Genomic DNA, 15,208 nt, shown 5'->3' with positions numbered 1-15,208 from the left:
CAGACCAACCTGCTGGCGCTCAACGCCGCCATCGAGGCTGCGCGCGCCGGCGATCAGGGGCGAGGGTTTGCCGTGGTGGCCGACGAGGTGCGCCAGTTGGCGACCCGCACCCAGAGCTCGACCGGGGAGATCCAGACTATCATCCATCGCCTGCAGAGCAGTGCCAGCGAGGCCGAGCATGCCATGCAGGCGGGCTCGGCCCTCTCGTCCGGTTGTCAGATCAAGGCCAAGGCCAGCGGCGAGCTGCTCGAGCAGATCAACGCCATGTTGCTTCAGATGGCGGCCAGCAGCACCCAGATAGCCCAGGCCGTGGACGAGCAGTCTCAGGTGACGACCGATATGAACGATCGCATCCACACCATCAAGGTGCTGGCGGATGACTCCCGTGAGCGCAGTGGCGAGGCGGCCCATGGCATCGATCAGAGGGTGGTGCAGCTGGGTGAGCTGGAGCGGTTGGTGCGGCAGTTTATTCGGGGAAAGGGGAGAAGGGGCGCATAAACAACTCGGGCCCCTCGCGGGCCCGAACTGTTCTTTTGGCTTAGGCCAGCAAGAGATGGGGATCAGTAAACTCCAACCCGTGCGCTTCGGCCACTTCCTTGCAGGTGAGGCGGCCCTCCAGCACGTTAAGCCCGGCCAGCAGGTGGCGGTCCGCGCGCAGCGCGCCGCGCCATCCCTTATCGGCCAGCTTGATGATGTAGGGCAGGGTGGCGTTGTTGAGCGCGAAGGTCGAGGTGCGCGCCACCGCGCCCGGCATGTTGGCCACGCAGTAGTGCACCACGCCGTCGACGATGTAGGTGGGATCCTCGTGGGTGGTGGCGTGAGAGGTCTCTACGCAGCCGCCCTGATCGATCGCCACGTCGACGATGGCCGAGCCCGGCTTCATGCGTGCTATGTGGTCACGGGTGACCAGTTTCGGCGCAGCCGCGCCCGGAATGAGCACGCCGCCTATCACCAGATCGGCCGCCAGCACGTGGCGCTCGATTGCCTCGGCGGTGGAGTAGACCACCTTGGCCGCCCCCTGGAATTCGGCGTCGAGACGGCGCAGGGCATCGATGCTGCGATCCAGAATCGTCACGTCGGCGCGCATGCCGATGGCCATGCGGGCGGCGTTGGAGCCCACCACGCCGCCGCCGATCACCACTACCTTGGCCGGCTCGACTCCCGGCACGCCGCCGAGCAGCATGCCGCTACCCCCGCGGGACTTTTCCAGCGCCTGGGCACCGGCCTGGATCGACATGCGGCCGGCGACCTCTGACATGGGGGCCAGCAGGGGCAATCCACCCCGATCGTCGGTCACGGTTTCATAGGCGATGCAGACGGCGCCGCTCTCAATCAGCTCTTTGGTCTGGGGAAGATCCGGCGCCAGATGCAGGTAGGTGAAGAGAATTTGACCTTTCCGTAACATGGCGCGTTCCACTGTCTGAGGCTCTTTCACCTTCACGATCATCTCGCTTTGGCTGAATACCTCAGCAGCGCTTTTCAGCACCTCGGCACCGGCGGCCCGATAGTCATCGTCGCTGAAGCCTACCCCAAGGCCGGCGCGGGTCTCGACAAAAACTTTATGGCCTCTGGCCGTCAGTTCACGTACACTGGCCGGAACCATGCCTACGCGATATTCATGGTTTTTTATTTCTTTCGGTACGCCGATTATCATGTTGTCCCTCACATACGTCGCTGGTGGTTTATGTTGCCATTTTGTTAAGCAACATTTTGCGCCAAGTATACTGGGGTGTTGACAGGATTTGTCACTATTATTATAAAATCATTGGTGATTCTTACCAAAAAATAGCCAAAGGATGGAATAAATGATGGAAGTTAAGAGTCGACTGAAAGATTTGGACAGGATCGACCGCAACATTCTCAATGAACTGCAAAAGGATGGCAGGATCTCGAATGTTGAACTGTCCAAGCGTGTTGGTCTGAGCCCCACCCCCTGTCTTGAGCGTGTCCGCCGTCTGGAGCGCCAGGGGTATATCGAAGGCTATGCGGCCATTCTCAATCCCCATTTTCTGGATGCCTCCCTGCTGGTGTTCGTCGAGATCACCCTCAACCGCGGTGCCCCCGACGTGTTCGAGCAGTTTAACAAGGCGGTACAGGTGCTCGAAGAGATCCAGGAGTGCCATCTGGTCTCCGGTGACTTCGACTACCTGCTCAAGACCCGGGTAAGCGACATGTCGGCCTACCGCCGTCTGCTGGGGGAGACCCTGCTGCGCCTGCCCGGCGTCAACGACACCCGCACCTACGTGGTGATGGAAGAGGTCAAGCAGAGCAGCCGCCTGGTGATCAGCACCCGCTGATCCGATGGGAGTGCCTTGAGCAGAAACGAGCGGCCAGTCCGCTCGTTTCTTCTTCTGTCGTCCGCCGGGTGGCTGACAGGGAGGGGGGCTTTCAGTGATACTAGGGGCCCCCGGGCATAATGACGAGTACAAGGAGCCGGCGTTTGGCTGTCAAACCTCACATTTTCACTCCCCTTTCAGGCATGGCGCGCATTGGTGAAGCCCTTCTCATCGCCGTGACCATAGGGGCGGCGTTTCTCATGCTGGCCCTCATCAGCTATAACCCGGCCGATCCCGGCTGGTCCCAGACCGCGTGGGAGGGGGAGGTGCACAACCTCGCCGGCACCACAGGTGCCTGGGCGGCCGATATCACCATGTTTACCTTCGGCGCCTTCGCCTACCTGCTCCCGTTTGTCCTGGTGCTGCTGGGCTGGGGCCTGCTGTGGAAACCCAAGCGGCTGCTCGATGTGGACTACCTCACCCTGGGCGTGCGCATCATCGGCTTCATCCTGACCGTGTTCGGCATGTCGGCCCTGGCCAGCATGAATTTTAACGATCTGCACAACTTCTCTGCCGGTGGCACCGTCGGGGATGTGATCGTCAGCGCCGTGACCCCCCTCTTCGGACGGGTCGGCGCCAACCTGATGCTGCTCTGCTTCGTGGCAACCGGCGTGACCCTGTTCACCGGCTGGTCCTGGCTCACCATAGTCGAGCGGATCGGCGCCCTGGCCATCGGCACCGTCACCGGCATCTACACCTTCCCCATGACCCTGGGCAACTGGCTCACCGGCGGCTGGCGCCGCGATCCCCGTGAAGAGGGACCCGATCCCCTGCTCGATACCGGCGGGGTCGTCCTGACCCCGGAGGATGAGCAGGAGCTGGCACCCGAGCTGGGGCTACCGCGCGCCGCCTCCTCCAAGCGCCGTAAGGCTCAGGTGTTGCCCGAGCTCGACGAGGACACCTTCCAGTTTGATCCCGGCTTCGACGATGACGATGAACTTCTCCTGCCACGCAAGGCCGCGCCCAGCGCTGTAGAGGTAGACGAAGACGCCTTCGACGACGAGCTCGAAGAGATGCCCTGGGCCGGCGAGGCCGAAGCGCCCGACCCGGTTGCGCCCCTGCGCGCCTCGGCCCTCAAACCCAAGCCCAAGCGCCCGGCCAACCTGGCGCCGCTGCCCTCTCTCGAGCTGCTCGACCGCCCGCCGGCGCGCACCCAGTCCATGAGCAACGACGAGCTCGAACGCATGGCCCGTCTGGTGGAGGCGAAACTCGCCGACTATAACGTGCAGGCCAAGGTGGTGGGGGTCTATCCGGGCCCGGTCATCACCCGTTTCGAGCTGGACCTGGCGCCGGGCATGAAGGCGAGCAAGATCACCAACCTGTCGCGCGATCTTGCCCGCTCGCTCTCGGCCAGCAGCGTGCGCGTGGTCGAGGTCATTCCCGGCAAGACCTTCGTCGGCCTCGAGCTCCCCAACCGGGTCCGCCAGACCGTCTACCTGCGCGAAGTGCTCGACTGCCCGGGTTTTCGCGAGACCGACAACCCGCTGACCATGGTGCTCGGGCAGGACATCGCCGGCTCCCCTGTGGTGGTGAACCTCGGCAAGATGCCACACCTGCTGGTGGCCGGTACTACAGGCTCGGGTAAGTCGGTGGGGGTCAACACCATGATCCTCTCCATGCTCTACAAGGCGTCGCCGGACGAGCTGCGTTTCATCATGATCGATCCCAAGATGCTGGAACTGTCGGTCTACGAAGGCATACCGCACCTGCTCACCGAGGTGGTGACCGACATGAAGGACGCCGCCAACGCCCTGCGCTGGTGTGTGGGAGAGATGGAGCGCCGCTACAAGCTGATGTCGGCGGTCGGGGTGCGTAACCTCAAGGGCTATAACGCCAAGGTGCAGGCAGCCATCGACGAGGGTGATCCCCTGCTCGATCCCCTGTGGCGCCCGGGCGACTCGATGGATGCCATGCCGCCCGAGCTTGAGAAGCTGCCCCACATCGTGGTGGTGGTCGACGAGTTCGCCGACATGATGATGATCGTCGGCAAGAAGGTCGAAGAGCTCATTGCCCGCATCGCCCAGAAGGCGCGGGCGGCAGGTATTCACCTCATCCTCGCCACCCAGCGCCCGTCGGTCGATGTGATCACCGGCCTCATCAAGGCCAACATCCCGACCCGCATCTCGTTCCAGGTGTCGAGCAAGATAGACTCGCGCACCATCCTGGATCAGGGCGGCGCCGAGTCCCTGCTCGGCATGGGTGACATGCTCTACATGCCGGCCGGCACCTCGGATCCGGTGCGGGTGCACGGCGCCTTCGTCGATGACCACGAGGTGCACAAGGTGGTGGCCGACTGGAAGCTGCGCGGTGAACCCAACTATATCGAGGAGATCCTCGCCGGCGAGAGCGGCGAGGGGGGCGGCGGCGAATACGGCGGCGAGGGGGATGACGAGCTCGACCCTCTGTTTGACGAGGCGGTCGCCTTCGTGGTGGAGTCACGCCGTGGCTCGACCTCCAGCATCCAGCGCAAGTTCAAGATCGGTTACAACCGCGCCGCCCGCATCATCGATCAGATGCAGGACCAAGGGATTGTCAGCGCCCCCGGCAGCAACGGTCAGCGCGATGTGCTGGCCCCGGCGCCGATGCGTGACTAACGAGACGGCCAACCGAACGGTTGGCCCACTAACAGAGAGAATTTGATGAAAAAAGTCGTCGTCATGGGAGCCCTGCTGCTCGCCAGCACTCAATCCTGGGCCGCTGGAGCGGCCGATCAGCTCAAGCAGAAGCTGGCCGGGGTCAAGCTCTTCTCCGCCCAATTCGAGCAGACCGTGTATGACGTCAAGGGTCGCGAGCTGCAGAAGGCGGCCGGGACCCTGACCGTCTCCCGCCCTAACTGTTTCAACTGGCACACCACGACGCCGGACGAGAGCCTGATCGTCTCCGACGGCAAGGATGTCTGGCTGTGGGATCCCTTCGTCGAGCAGGCCACCGCCATGAGCCTCAAGGATGCGGTGGTCAACACCCCCTTCATCCTCATCTCGGGTACCGACGACCGATTCTGGAAGAACTACGACGTGACCCGTGAGGGGGATGTCTTCACCGTCGCGAGCCGCAACCAGAGCGAGCTCATCGCCTCCTTTCGGGTGACCTTTGATAGGCAGGACAACATCAGCCGCTTCGACGTGAAGGAGGCTCAGGGCCAGTGGAGCGAGTTTCGCTTAAGCCACTTCAACCGTCAGCCGGTGCTCAAGGGCAACGAGTTTATCTTTACCCTGCCCAAGGGCGCCGAGCTCGACGATCAGCGTCGCTGAGGCGCCCATGAGCAACCTCTCCCTCGATTTCTCCTCTGACTTTCGTCCCCTGGCCGCACGGATGCGGCCAGAGACCCTCGAGCAGTACATCGGCCAGCGCCACATCCTGGGCGCCGACAAGCCCCTGCACAAGGCCATTCGCGCCGGCCACTGCCACTCCATGATCCTCTGGGGCCCCCCCGGCACCGGCAAGACCACCCTGGCCGAGCTGGTGGCGCGCTACTGCAGCGCCGAGGTGGAGCGGGTCTCGGCGGTCACCTCCGGCATCAAGGAGGTGCGTGCCGCCATCGACAAGGCCAAGGAGAACGGTTGGCGCGGGGTGCGCACCATCCTCTTCGTGGACGAGGTGCACCGCTTCAACAAGAGTCAGCAGGATGTCTTCCTGCCCCACATCGAAGACGGCACCATCACCTTCATCGGTGCCACCACCGAGAACCCCTCGTTCGAGCTCAACAACGCCCTGCTCTCCCGCGCCCGGGTCTACCTGCTCAAGCGGCTGGAGGAGGAGGACATCCTCGCCATGATCGATCAGGCCCTGAGCGATCCACGCGGGCTGAACGACCCCGGCCTGACCTTTGCCCCTGGGGCCAAGGAGGCGCTGGCACGGGTGGTGGACGGCGATGGTCGCAAGGCCCTCAACTACCTGGAGCTGCTGGCCGACATGGCCGAGCCGGGGGAGGGGGGAAGCAAGGTGATCGACGCCACCCTGCTCTCGGCCGTGGTGGGGGAGCACATCGCCCGCTTCGATAACCGGGGCGATCACTTCTACGACCTCATCTCGGCGGTGCACAAGTCGATCCGCGGCTCGGCCCCCGACGCGGCCCTCTACTGGTATGCCCGCATGGTGAGCGCCGGCTGCGATCCGCTCTACATCGCCCGGCGCCTGCTGGCGATTGCCTCGGAGGACATCGGCAACGCCGATCCGCGTGCCATGCAGGTGGCGCTGTCGGCCTGGGACTGCTTCCATCGGGTGGGGCCGGCGGAAGGGGAGCGCGCCATCGCCCAGGCGATCGTCTATCTGGCCTGTGCCCCCAAGAGCAACGCCGTCTATACCGCCTGGAAGGCGGCCCTGAGCGATGCCAAGGCGCTGCCCGACTTCGAGGTGCCGCCGCACCTTCGCAACGCCCCGACCAAGCTGATGAGCGAGCTCGGCTATGGGGCCGAGTACCGCTACGCCCACGACGAGCCGGGTGCTTACGCCGCCGGGGAGGAGTATTTCCCACCCGAGCTGGCCGGTCGGCGTTACTACCAGCCGAGCGATCGCGGGATGGAGATCAAGATTTCGCAAAAACTCGATTACTTGCGGGATCTGGATGCACAAAGTTCGCGCAAACGCGGCAAATAGCCGCTGTTCGGGTAAGGTTGCTGCTGATACACTGTTTCGACTGCGCCGCGGGCACACCCGGGGCGAGCCAACCGAAGGTCAAATCAGGGATCTGTGTTTTCTGCCCGGTGCTTGGGCCCGGATCCCGTTTCATTACAAGTAGGATATATAATGCTGGATCCCAAATATTTGCGTGGCGATATCGAGGAAGCAGCTGCACGTCTTGCCACCCGTGGCTATACCCTGGACGTCGCTGCAGTGACCGCACTGGAAGAACAACGCAAGGATCTGCAGTCCCGTACCCAGGAGCTGCAGGCAGAGCGCAATGCCCGCTCCAAGTCCATCGGTGAGGCCGCCCGCCGCGGGGAAGATGTGGCTCCCCTCAAGGCCGAGGTGACCAAGATCAATGACGAGCTGGATGCCTGCAAGGCCAAGCTCGACGTGTTGCTCGCCGATATCAAGGCCATTGCCGATGCCATCCCCAACCTGCCGAGCGAGACCACTCCGGTCGGTCGCGACGAGAACGAGAACGTCGAGGTGCGTCGCTGGGGGACTCCCCGTGAGTTCGACTTCCCGGTGCGCGATCACATCGATCTCGGCGAAGGGCTCAAGGGAATCGATTTCGCCAATGGCGTCAAGCTCTCCGGCTCTCGCTTCGTGGTAATGCGCGGTCAGATTGCCCGCATGCACCGTGCCCTGGCCCAGTTCATGCTGGATCTGCACACCCAGCAGCACGGCTACACCGAGTGCTACGTGCCCTATCTGGTCAACCCGGACAGCCTGTACGGCACCGGCCAGCTGCCCAAGTTCTCCGAGGATCTCTTCAATACCGGGATCGAAGGGGAAGGGGAGCTGGAGGGGACGACCCGCAAGTTCTCCCTGATCCCGACTTCCGAAGTGCCGCTCACCAACACCGCCCGCGACGAGATCTTCGACGAGCAGGAGCTGCCCATCAAGATGACCGCCCACAGCCCCTGCTTCCGCTCCGAAGCCGGCTCCTACGGGCGCGACACCCGCGGCCTCATCCGCATGCACCAGTTCGACAAGGTCGAGATGGTGCAGCTGGTGCACCCGGCAAAATCCTGGGACGCCCTGGAAGAGATGGTGGGTCACGCCGAGAAGGTGCTGCAACTGCTGGAACTGCCCTATCGCGTCATGGCTCTGTGCACCGGCGACATGGGTTTTTGCGCCGCCAAGACCTATGACCTCGAGGTGTGGCTGCCGGCCCAGAACACCTATCGCGAGATCTCCTCTTGCTCCAACTGCACCGACTTCCAGGCGCGCCGCATGCAAGCCCGGGTCCGCATCGACGGCAAGCCCCAGCTGATCCACACCCTCAACGGCTCTGGCCTGGCGGTGGGTCGTACCCTGGTGGCCGTGCTGGAGAACTACCAGCAGCCTGACGGTCGCATCGAGATCCCGAGTGCGCTGCGTCCCTACATGGGCGGCCTGACCCACATCGGCTGATCTCCCCTGTGTTGATAACAAGGCCATGGCTCTGCCATGGCCTTGTTCGTTATGCAGGCTGTCAATCGTTTTCGTATGGAAAAAATGCGCATTAATCGGCGCTTTTTTGGTCATTTAACACATTTTTATCAAGCAATGCGCAATCGTTTTTGTTAGACTGCGCCGCAATTTGGAAGGACATCCGTTTCTATGGTCTGGATTGATTACGCCATCCTCGGCATCATCGGTTTCTCCGCCCTCATCAGCCTGGTGCGCGGCTTCGTCAAGGAGGCCATGTCGCTGGTCACCTGGTTTGTCGCCTTCTTCGTCGCCAGCCGTTTTTATCCCGACCTCGCCGTTTATTTCACCAGCTTCTCCGACGCCCTCATTCGCAACGGCCTGGCCATCGCGGCCCTGTTCGTCGCGACCCTGATCCTCGGTGGTGTGGTGAACTATGTGGTGGGTTTGCTGGTCGAAAAGACCGGACTCTCTGGCACCGACCGGGTGCTTGGCATCTGCTTCGGCGCGATCCGCGGGGTGCTGATCGTCAGTGCCCTGCTGTTTTTCATGGACACCTTTACCAGCCTCTCCCAGACCCCCTGGTGGCAGGCGTCGAGGCTGGTGCCCGAGTTTGGGTTGGTGATCCAGTGGTTCTTTGATTTCATGCAGAACTCATCGAGTTTTCTTAAACAGGTAACCTGACTTCGAGGTAGCAAGGACATGTGTGGCATTGTCGGTATTGTTGGCACTACTCCCGTTAACCAGGCGCTCTACGACGCCCTGACGGTGTTACAGCACAGAGGGCAGGATGCGGCCGGTATCGTGACCGTCGATGAGGGGCACTTTCGTCAGCGCAAGGCAAACGGCCTGGTGAAGGATGTCTTCGAGGTGCGTCACATGCAGCGCCTCAAGGGCCATATCGGCATTGGCCATGTCCGCTATCCCACCGCCGGCAGCTCCAGCGCGGCCGAGGCCCAGCCCTTCTATGTGAACTCCCCCTACGGATTGGCGCTGGCCCACAACGGTAACCTGACCAACGCCCAGTTCCTCAAAGAGGAGCAGTTCAAGCGGGCGCGTCGTCACATCAACACCACCTCCGACTCCGAGGTGCTGCTCAACGTGCTGGCCCACGAGCTGGATCTGCTCGACAAGATCTCCCTCTCGCCGGACGATGTCTTCACCGCGGTGCGCCGCACCCACGAGCAGGTGCGTGGCGCCTACGCCGTGGTGACCCTCATCATTGGCCACGGCCTGCTGGCGTTTCGCGATCCCAACGGCATTCGTCCCCTGATCCTGGGTCGTCGCAGCGATGAGCTGGGGCGCCAGGAGTATATGGTCGCCTCCGAGAGCGTGGCCCTCGATGCCATCGGCTTTGACACAGTGCGCGACGTCGCGCCGGGTGAAGCCATCTATATCACAGAGCAGGGCCAGCTCTTCTCCATGCAGTGCAGCGAGGCGCCCCAGCACAGTCCCTGCATCTTCGAGTACGTCTACTTCGCCCGTCCCGACTCGTTCATCGACAAGGTCTCGGTGTACGGAGCGCGCCTCAACATGGGGCGCAAACTCGGCGAGAAGATTGCCCGCGAGTGGGAAGATCTCGACATCGACGTGGTGATCCCCATTCCCGAGACCTCCTGTGACATCGCCCTCGAGATCGCCCAGCGCCTCGATCTGCCGTATCGCCAGGGGTTCGTGAAGAACCGCTACATAGGCCGCACCTTCATCATGCCGGGCCAGATCCAGCGCAAGAAGTCGGTGCGCCGCAAGCTCAATGCCATCAGCTCCGAGTTCAAGGGCAAGCGAGTGCTGCTGGTCGACGACAGCATAGTGCGCGGCACCACCTCGGAGCAGATCATCCAGATGGCGCGGGAAGCTGGCGCCGCCAAGGTCTACTTCGCCTCGGCCGCCCCCGAGATCCGTTTCCCCAACGTCTATGGGATCGACATGCCGAGCGCCAACGAGCTGATCGCCCACGGCCGTGAGGTGGAGCAGATCTGCAAGCTGATCGGCGCCGATGGGCTCATCTTCCAGGATCTCGAGGATCTGCAGGAGGCGGTGCGCGAGCTCAACCCCGACCTGCGTCACTTCGAGACCTCGGTCTTCAACGGCCACTATGTGACGGCCGACGTGGATCAGGGCTACCTCGACCACCTCAATGCCATGCGCAGCGATGACAGCAAGGCGGTGCGCGAGTGGCAGGAGGGAAGCAGCAACCTGGAGATCTTCAACGAGGGGAGTTGAGGGGGCACAGGGTGAAAGCGGGAGCCTTCGGGCTCCCGTTTTACTTGGTGGATAGCCGCAGATCCGCTAGGATAGCGCCCCCATGAAGTTGCCGATGAGACAGATGTGATGATGGATGAGTTGCTGGCGCCGGTGCGGGCCTTCTTGCACTGCGATACCCCGGATGAGTGGGTCGAGGTGGCCAGGCGCCCCGAGAACCTGCCGGTGCTGCTTATCGATCACGCCAACTGCGAGAATAAGGCCGCGCTCACTGCTCACAGCCTGGTGCGTCGCTACTGCCTGCCCAAGGGTAAACGCCACCTGCTGCCCAAGCTCGACTTCTATCGCGAGCTGGAGGCCATCCCCGAGAAGGCCGAGGTGCTCGGCAAGCGAACCCAGGGTGAGGCAGAGCGCAGCGTGTTTGCCGAGCTCGAGCGCAATCCGTTGCTGTTTCCCATGGTGCGCCTCATTCAGGAGGAGCTGCACCACTTCGAACAGGTGCTGGAGATCATGCAGGCGCGCGGTATCGAATACGGTGCCGTCACGGCCTCTCGCTATGCCCGTGGCCTGTTCAGCCATATTCGCACCTACGAGCCGGCGGCCATCGTCGACAAGATGATCATCGGGGCCTATATTGAGGCGCGCTCCTGCGAGCGATTTGCCAAGCTGGCGCCTTTCCTTGACGAGGAGTTGGGACGATTCTATGTCTCCTTGCTACGCTCGGAGGCGCGCCACTATCAGGACTATCTGGCCCTGGCCGAGGAGTTTTCCGGCGAGGACATCAGCGAGCGGGTCGCCTTCTTCGGCGCGGTGGAGGCGGAGCTGATTCGCTCGCCTGACCCGCAATTTAGGTTCCATAGCGGACTTCCTGTCAGATCTGACAGTTGTTGACGCGCGGTCTGACCACTACTCTTATTCGTGTTCCTACTACGAGCGACTCAATTTGTGTTTTTTCACTCAAGCCCGGCATTGCCGGGCTTTTTTTCGTCCTCGTCACCTTGAGGGAGCCGTTCGGGATCAACGCCGGTATTCGTTATCGTAGTTTTGAATCAGGCGTTTGGTGACGTCATGCTGGGGATCGGCGAACACCCGCAGGGTCTTGCCGCGCTCGACGATACGCCCCTCGTGCATCACCAGCACCTCGTCGCTGATGTGGCTGACCACCCCCAGATCGTTCGCCACCATGATGTAACTGAGCCCCATGCGCTCTTGCATCTCGAGCAGCAGGTTGATCATCTGGGAGCGCACCGAGATGTCGAGGGTGGCCAGGGTTTCGTCCGCGACCACGATCAGGGGATTGAGGATGATGGCACGAGCCAGGGCGACCCGCTGCTTCTGACCCGCCGCCAGCATGGAGGGGTAGAAGAGGGCGTGATCGGGCAACAGCCCCACCTGACGCAGGGTCTGCATCACGCGCTCCTCGCGCTCCTCCTCGCTCAGGCTGGTGTTCAGCCGCAGGGGGGTCTCCAGAATGCGTCCTATCCTCAGCTTGGGGTTGAGTGAGGAGCTGGGGTCCTGGAAGATCATCCGTAGCAGCTTGCAACGAGTCTGGTAGTCCCCGTGGATCATGGGGTCTCCGTTGATCCGGATCTCGCCACCGCTCGGCTCCACCACGCCGGCCAGGATTTTGGCCAGGGTGCTCTTGCCCGATCCCGCCTCGCCGACGATGGCCAGGGTCTGGCCCACGTCGAGATCGAAAGAGAGGGGCTTGATGGCCTCCACCGTCTGGCGTCTGAACAGGCCGATCTGGTTGTGGAAGGTCTTGCACAGACCCCGTACCTGCAGCAGGGCATTCTCTTCACTCACTTCTTGCTCTCCTCTAGGTTCAGGGGAAAGTGGCAGCTGAACTGATGGCCCTTGATCTTGACCATGACGGGGGTCTGTACGCACAGCTTCTGGGCGTAGGGGCAGCGCGGCCCGAGGCGACAGCCGATGGGCAGGTGCTGCAGGGGAGGGATGACGCCCGGCAGGGTGTGCAGGCGCGACTTGTGGCGTACCAGCTCGTCAAAATCCGGGCTCGACTTGAGCAGGGCATCGGTATAAGGGTGATGAGGGGCCGCCAGGATCTGCTCCCGGGTGCCCACTTCCACCATCTGGCCGCAGTACATGACGTTGATGTTGTCGGTCAGGTTGGCGATGGCATCGATGTCGTTGCTGATGAGCAGGATGGTGGTATTGCCCAGCTTGTTCATCTTGTCGAGCAGGCGCAGGATCTGGGATTCGGCCGTCGCCTCCATGGTGTTGGTCGGTTCGTCGGCCACCAGCAGGCGCGGCTGGTTGGCGATCGCCATGGCGATCATCACCTTCTGGCAGACGCCATCGGATAGCTCGTGCGGGTAGGCGCGCATCACCTTCTTGTGATCCTTGATGCCGACCCGGTGCAAGAGGGCCACGGCCTGTTTCTTGCGCCACTGGAAGCGCTGCCAGAAGCGCCCCTCGAAGGCCTCGGTCGGGATGGCCTCCTCAAGCTGTACGCCTATCTCTTCGGACGGGTCCAGGCTGCTGACCGGGTCCTGGAAGATCATGGCGATCTCGCGGCCCATCAGCTTGCGGCGGGCCCGAGGATCCATGGTCAACAGATCCTGGTCGTTAAAGCGCATGCGATCGGCACGCACCGTCCAGTTGTCCTTGGCCAGCCCCATGATCACTTTGGCAATCAGGCTCTTGCCGGAGCCGGATTCACCTACCAGGCCGCGGATCTCGCCCTCGGCCAGGGTCAGGCTCACCTTGTCCACCACCCTGACCTTACCCTGGGGCGTGTCGATCTCGATGGTGAGATTGCGAATATCGAGCAGGGGCATCAGTCCTCTCCCTCTTTGAGCGCTTCGCGGATCCCTTCACCCACCATGTTGGTGACCAGCACGGTAAAGAAGATGGCGATGCCGGGCAGGGTGACGGTCCAGGGGGCCAGATAGACCAGATCCCCCGACTCGGCGAGCATGGCGCCCCACTCCGGCTGAGGCGACTGGGCGCCGAGGCCCAGGAAACCCACCGCCGAGATGTCGAGGATGGCCGCCGACAGGGCCCGGGTGGTCTGGGTGACCAGGGTATCGACGATATTGGGTAACACGGCCAGACGCAGGATGCGAAGGGGAGGTGAGCCGTCGAGCTGACTGGCGATGACATACTCCTTCTGTATCTCGTCGTGCACCGCATTATGGGTGGCGCGAATAAACTGGGGGATCAGCGCCAAGGTGATGGCGATCAGGGTGTTGCCAAGGCCGGGACCCAGGATCGCCACCATGATGATGGCCAGCAAGAGCGACGGGATGGAGAGCAGGGTATCGAGCAGGTGATTGAGCACGCTCGACTTGATCCCGCGCGTCATGCCCCCCAGCACGCCGATCCCGGTGCCCAGCAGCAGGGCGATCACCACCGCCAGCAGGGCGCAGCCGAAGGTCAGTCGGGCCCCGACCACCAGGCGCGAGAGGATGTCTCGTCCCAGATCGTCGGTACCCAAGAAGTAGTCGATGCTCCCCTTGGTCGACCAGGAGGGGGGCATCAGCAGGGCACTGTTGTGCTGCTCATCGATGCCGTAGGGGACCAACCAGGGCCCCACCAGGGTGACCACCAAGAGTCCCAGCAGACACCAGAAGGCGGCCATGGCGAGGGGTTTCTTGCGAAACGAGGCCCAGGTCTGCTCGAAAGGCGAGAGGATCCGCAGCTCAGGGTAGAGATTATCTTGCATACAACTCCTTGCGGCGAACCGGATAGATCAGGGTCGCCAGCAGCTCGGTGACCACGTTGGCGAGGAGCACGAAACTGGCCACCACCAGGGTCCCACCCTGAATGGCAGCGTAGTCTTGCAGGGCGATGCTGCTCACCAGCCAGCGGCCAATCCCCGGCCAGTCGAAAATCACCTCGGTGATCATGGCGGCGGTCAGCATGCTGCCAAACTGCAGGCCGAGCAGGGGGATCACGGGCGGAAGGGCATTCTTGAGGCCGTGGCGCCAGACTATTTGTGGGCGCGAGAGGCCGCGGCTCGCCGCGGCCTTCACGTAGTTCTGCTTCATCACCACGATAAGGGCGCTGCGGACATGGCGAATCACCTCTGTGGTGGGGACGATGGCCAGCACCAGGCAGGGCAGTATCATGTGGCGCAGTGCATCCATCAGCGCCTCACGTCGCCAGGGCTCATCGCTGAGCACGATGTCGAGTATGGGAACGCCGGTGAGGGAGGGAAGGTCGTAACGCAGATCCAGCTGCCCCGACGAGGGGAGCCAGCCCAGCTCGAGGGAGAAAAACGACACCGCCAAGAGGGCGAGCCAGAAGATAGGGATCGAGTAGCCGATGAAGGCCCCCCCCATGATGGCCACATCGACCCCCTTGCCCTGGTTGAGCCCGGCCAGGGCTCCCAGAGGGACACCGACCAGCAGCGAGATAATGAAGGCGCTGAAGCAGAGCTGCAGGGTAACCGGGAAGTAGCGCTCGATAAGCTGGAGCACGGGCAGGCCTGAGGCCTGGGAGAGGCCGAAGTCACCGGAGAGGATGCGGGCCAGGTACTCCGGATAGCCGCTTAGCAGGGGGAGCTCCTGACTGAGCAGGCGATGGCCGAGCAGATAGGCGACCAGAGTCAGGACCAGTATGGTGATCAGCAGCAGGCTGATACGACGCAGGGTGTAGATCAGCAT

Annotated in this window: 14 protein-coding genes; 9 read left to right on the top strand and 5 right to left on the bottom strand. The window is 62.7% G+C overall.

Annotated elements, in window-relative coordinates:
• On the top strand, positions 1–498 hold a 498-nt coding region (locus BN1121_RS15655), incomplete at its 5' end, for a methyl-accepting chemotaxis protein (protein ID WP_043598048.1).
• A 40-nt stretch (positions 499–538) separates the two neighbouring features.
• Here BN1121_RS15655 and ald read toward each other — a convergent pair.
• Positions 539–1,654 (bottom strand): alanine dehydrogenase, encoded by a 1,116-nt coding sequence (gene ald / locus BN1121_RS15650; RefSeq protein ID WP_005363784.1) that lies wholly within the window; start codon positions 1,652–1,654, stop codon positions 539–541.
• 151 nt (positions 1,655–1,805) lie between these two features.
• On the opposite strand from ald, the gene lrp reads away from it, so the two are divergent.
• From lrp to miaE, 8 genes are all read left to right on the top strand, one after another.
• The gene (gene lrp / locus BN1121_RS15645) at positions 1,806–2,297 is read left to right on the top strand and encodes a leucine-responsive transcriptional regulator Lrp (protein WP_005363787.1); all 492 of its coding nucleotides are present in this window, start codon (positions 1,806–1,808) and stop codon (positions 2,295–2,297) included.
• Positions 2,298–2,416: 119 nt separating this feature from the next.
• Positions 2,417–4,930, top strand: coding sequence for a DNA translocase FtsK (locus BN1121_RS15640; RefSeq protein ID WP_043598046.1), 2,514 nt, complete (start codon positions 2,417–2,419; stop codon positions 4,928–4,930).
• A gap of 45 nt (positions 4,931–4,975) precedes the next feature.
• On the top strand, positions 4,976–5,587 hold the full coding sequence (gene lolA / locus BN1121_RS15635) for an outer membrane lipoprotein periplasmic chaperone LolA (protein WP_005361349.1): 612 nt from the start codon (positions 4,976–4,978) through the stop codon (positions 5,585–5,587).
• A 7-nt stretch (positions 5,588–5,594) separates the two neighbouring features.
• Entirely contained in the window at positions 5,595–6,932 is a 1,338-nt protein-coding gene (locus BN1121_RS15630; protein WP_043598044.1) for a replication-associated recombination protein A, read from the top strand.
• Positions 6,933–7,082: 150 nt separating this feature from the next.
• A complete protein-coding gene (serS, locus tag BN1121_RS15625; protein WP_005361343.1) occupies positions 7,083–8,378 on the top strand; it encodes a serine--tRNA ligase in 1,296 nt (431 codons plus the stop codon).
• 189 nt (positions 8,379–8,567) lie between these two features.
• Positions 8,568–9,059, top strand: a complete 492-nt coding sequence (locus tag BN1121_RS15620) for a CvpA family protein (RefSeq protein ID WP_005361341.1) — start codon at positions 8,568–8,570, stop codon at positions 9,057–9,059.
• Between the two features lie 18 nt (positions 9,060–9,077).
• Positions 9,078–10,598, top strand: coding sequence for an amidophosphoribosyltransferase (gene purF, locus BN1121_RS15615; protein ID WP_005361339.1), 1,521 nt, complete (start codon positions 9,078–9,080; stop codon positions 10,596–10,598).
• Positions 10,599–10,709: 111 nt separating this feature from the next.
• Entirely contained in the window at positions 10,710–11,468 is a 759-nt protein-coding gene (miaE, locus tag BN1121_RS15610; RefSeq protein ID WP_043158174.1) for a tRNA isopentenyl-2-thiomethyl-A-37 hydroxylase MiaE, read from the top strand.
• A gap of 126 nt (positions 11,469–11,594) precedes the next feature.
• Here miaE and BN1121_RS15605 read toward each other — a convergent pair whose 3' ends face one another.
• Genes BN1121_RS15605 through BN1121_RS15590 form a run of 4 tightly spaced genes read right to left on the bottom strand, consistent with a single transcriptional unit; the run spans position 11,595 to position 15,208 of the window.
• Positions 11,595–12,383: a peptide ABC transporter ATP-binding protein gene (locus tag BN1121_RS15605; RefSeq protein ID WP_005361335.1), complete on the bottom strand. Its 789-nt coding sequence runs from the start codon at positions 12,381–12,383 to the stop codon at positions 11,595–11,597.
• Complete coding sequence (locus tag BN1121_RS15600) at positions 12,380–13,378, bottom strand: peptide ABC transporter ATP-binding protein (RefSeq protein ID WP_005361332.1); 999 nt, start codon at positions 13,376–13,378, stop codon at positions 12,380–12,382. The genes BN1121_RS15605 and BN1121_RS15600 overlap by 4 nt, the downstream gene beginning before the upstream one ends.
• On the bottom strand, positions 13,378–14,265 hold the full coding sequence (locus BN1121_RS15595) for an ABC transporter permease subunit (protein ID WP_005361329.1): 888 nt from the start codon (positions 14,263–14,265) through the stop codon (positions 13,378–13,380). The genes BN1121_RS15600 and BN1121_RS15595 overlap by 1 nt, the downstream gene beginning before the upstream one ends.
• A complete protein-coding gene (locus BN1121_RS15590; RefSeq protein ID WP_005361327.1) occupies positions 14,255–15,208 on the bottom strand; it encodes an ABC transporter permease in 954 nt (317 codons plus the stop codon). Before BN1121_RS15590 ends, BN1121_RS15595 begins: the two co-directional genes overlap by 11 nt.

Source organism: Aeromonas diversa CDC 2478-85 (assembly GCF_000819805.1).
Classification (GTDB): domain Bacteria; phylum Pseudomonadota; class Gammaproteobacteria; order Enterobacterales; family Aeromonadaceae; genus Aeromonas; species Aeromonas diversa.
Note: the sequence above shows the minus strand (reverse complement) of the source record. Positions and strands in the feature narration are given on the sequence as shown.

Coding starts and splice junctions, on each gene's coding strand:
- ald (WP_005363784.1), bottom strand. CDS start 1,654: ATGATAATCGGCGTACCGAAAGAAATAAAAAACCATGAATATCGCGTA.
- lrp (WP_005363787.1), top strand. CDS start 1,806: ATGATGGAAGTTAAGAGTCGACTGAAAGATTTGGACAGGATCGACCGC.
- BN1121_RS15640 (WP_043598046.1), top strand. CDS start 2,417: ATGACGAGTACAAGGAGCCGGCGTTTGGCTGTCAAACCTCACATTTTC.
- lolA (WP_005361349.1), top strand. CDS start 4,976: ATGAAAAAAGTCGTCGTCATGGGAGCCCTGCTGCTCGCCAGCACTCAA.
- BN1121_RS15630 (WP_043598044.1), top strand. CDS start 5,595: ATGAGCAACCTCTCCCTCGATTTCTCCTCTGACTTTCGTCCCCTGGCC.
- serS (WP_005361343.1), top strand. CDS start 7,083: ATGCTGGATCCCAAATATTTGCGTGGCGATATCGAGGAAGCAGCTGCA.
- BN1121_RS15620 (WP_005361341.1), top strand. CDS start 8,568: ATGGTCTGGATTGATTACGCCATCCTCGGCATCATCGGTTTCTCCGCC.
- purF (WP_005361339.1), top strand. CDS start 9,078: ATGTGTGGCATTGTCGGTATTGTTGGCACTACTCCCGTTAACCAGGCG.
- miaE (WP_043158174.1), top strand. CDS start 10,710: ATGGATGAGTTGCTGGCGCCGGTGCGGGCCTTCTTGCACTGCGATACC.
- BN1121_RS15600 (WP_005361332.1), bottom strand. CDS start 13,378: ATGCCCCTGCTCGATATTCGCAATCTCACCATCGAGATCGACACGCCC.
- BN1121_RS15595 (WP_005361329.1), bottom strand. CDS start 14,265: ATGCAAGATAATCTCTACCCTGAGCTGCGGATCCTCTCGCCTTTCGAG.
- BN1121_RS15590 (WP_005361327.1), bottom strand. CDS start 15,208: ATGCTGATCTACACCCTGCGTCGTATCAGCCTGCTGCTGATCACCATA.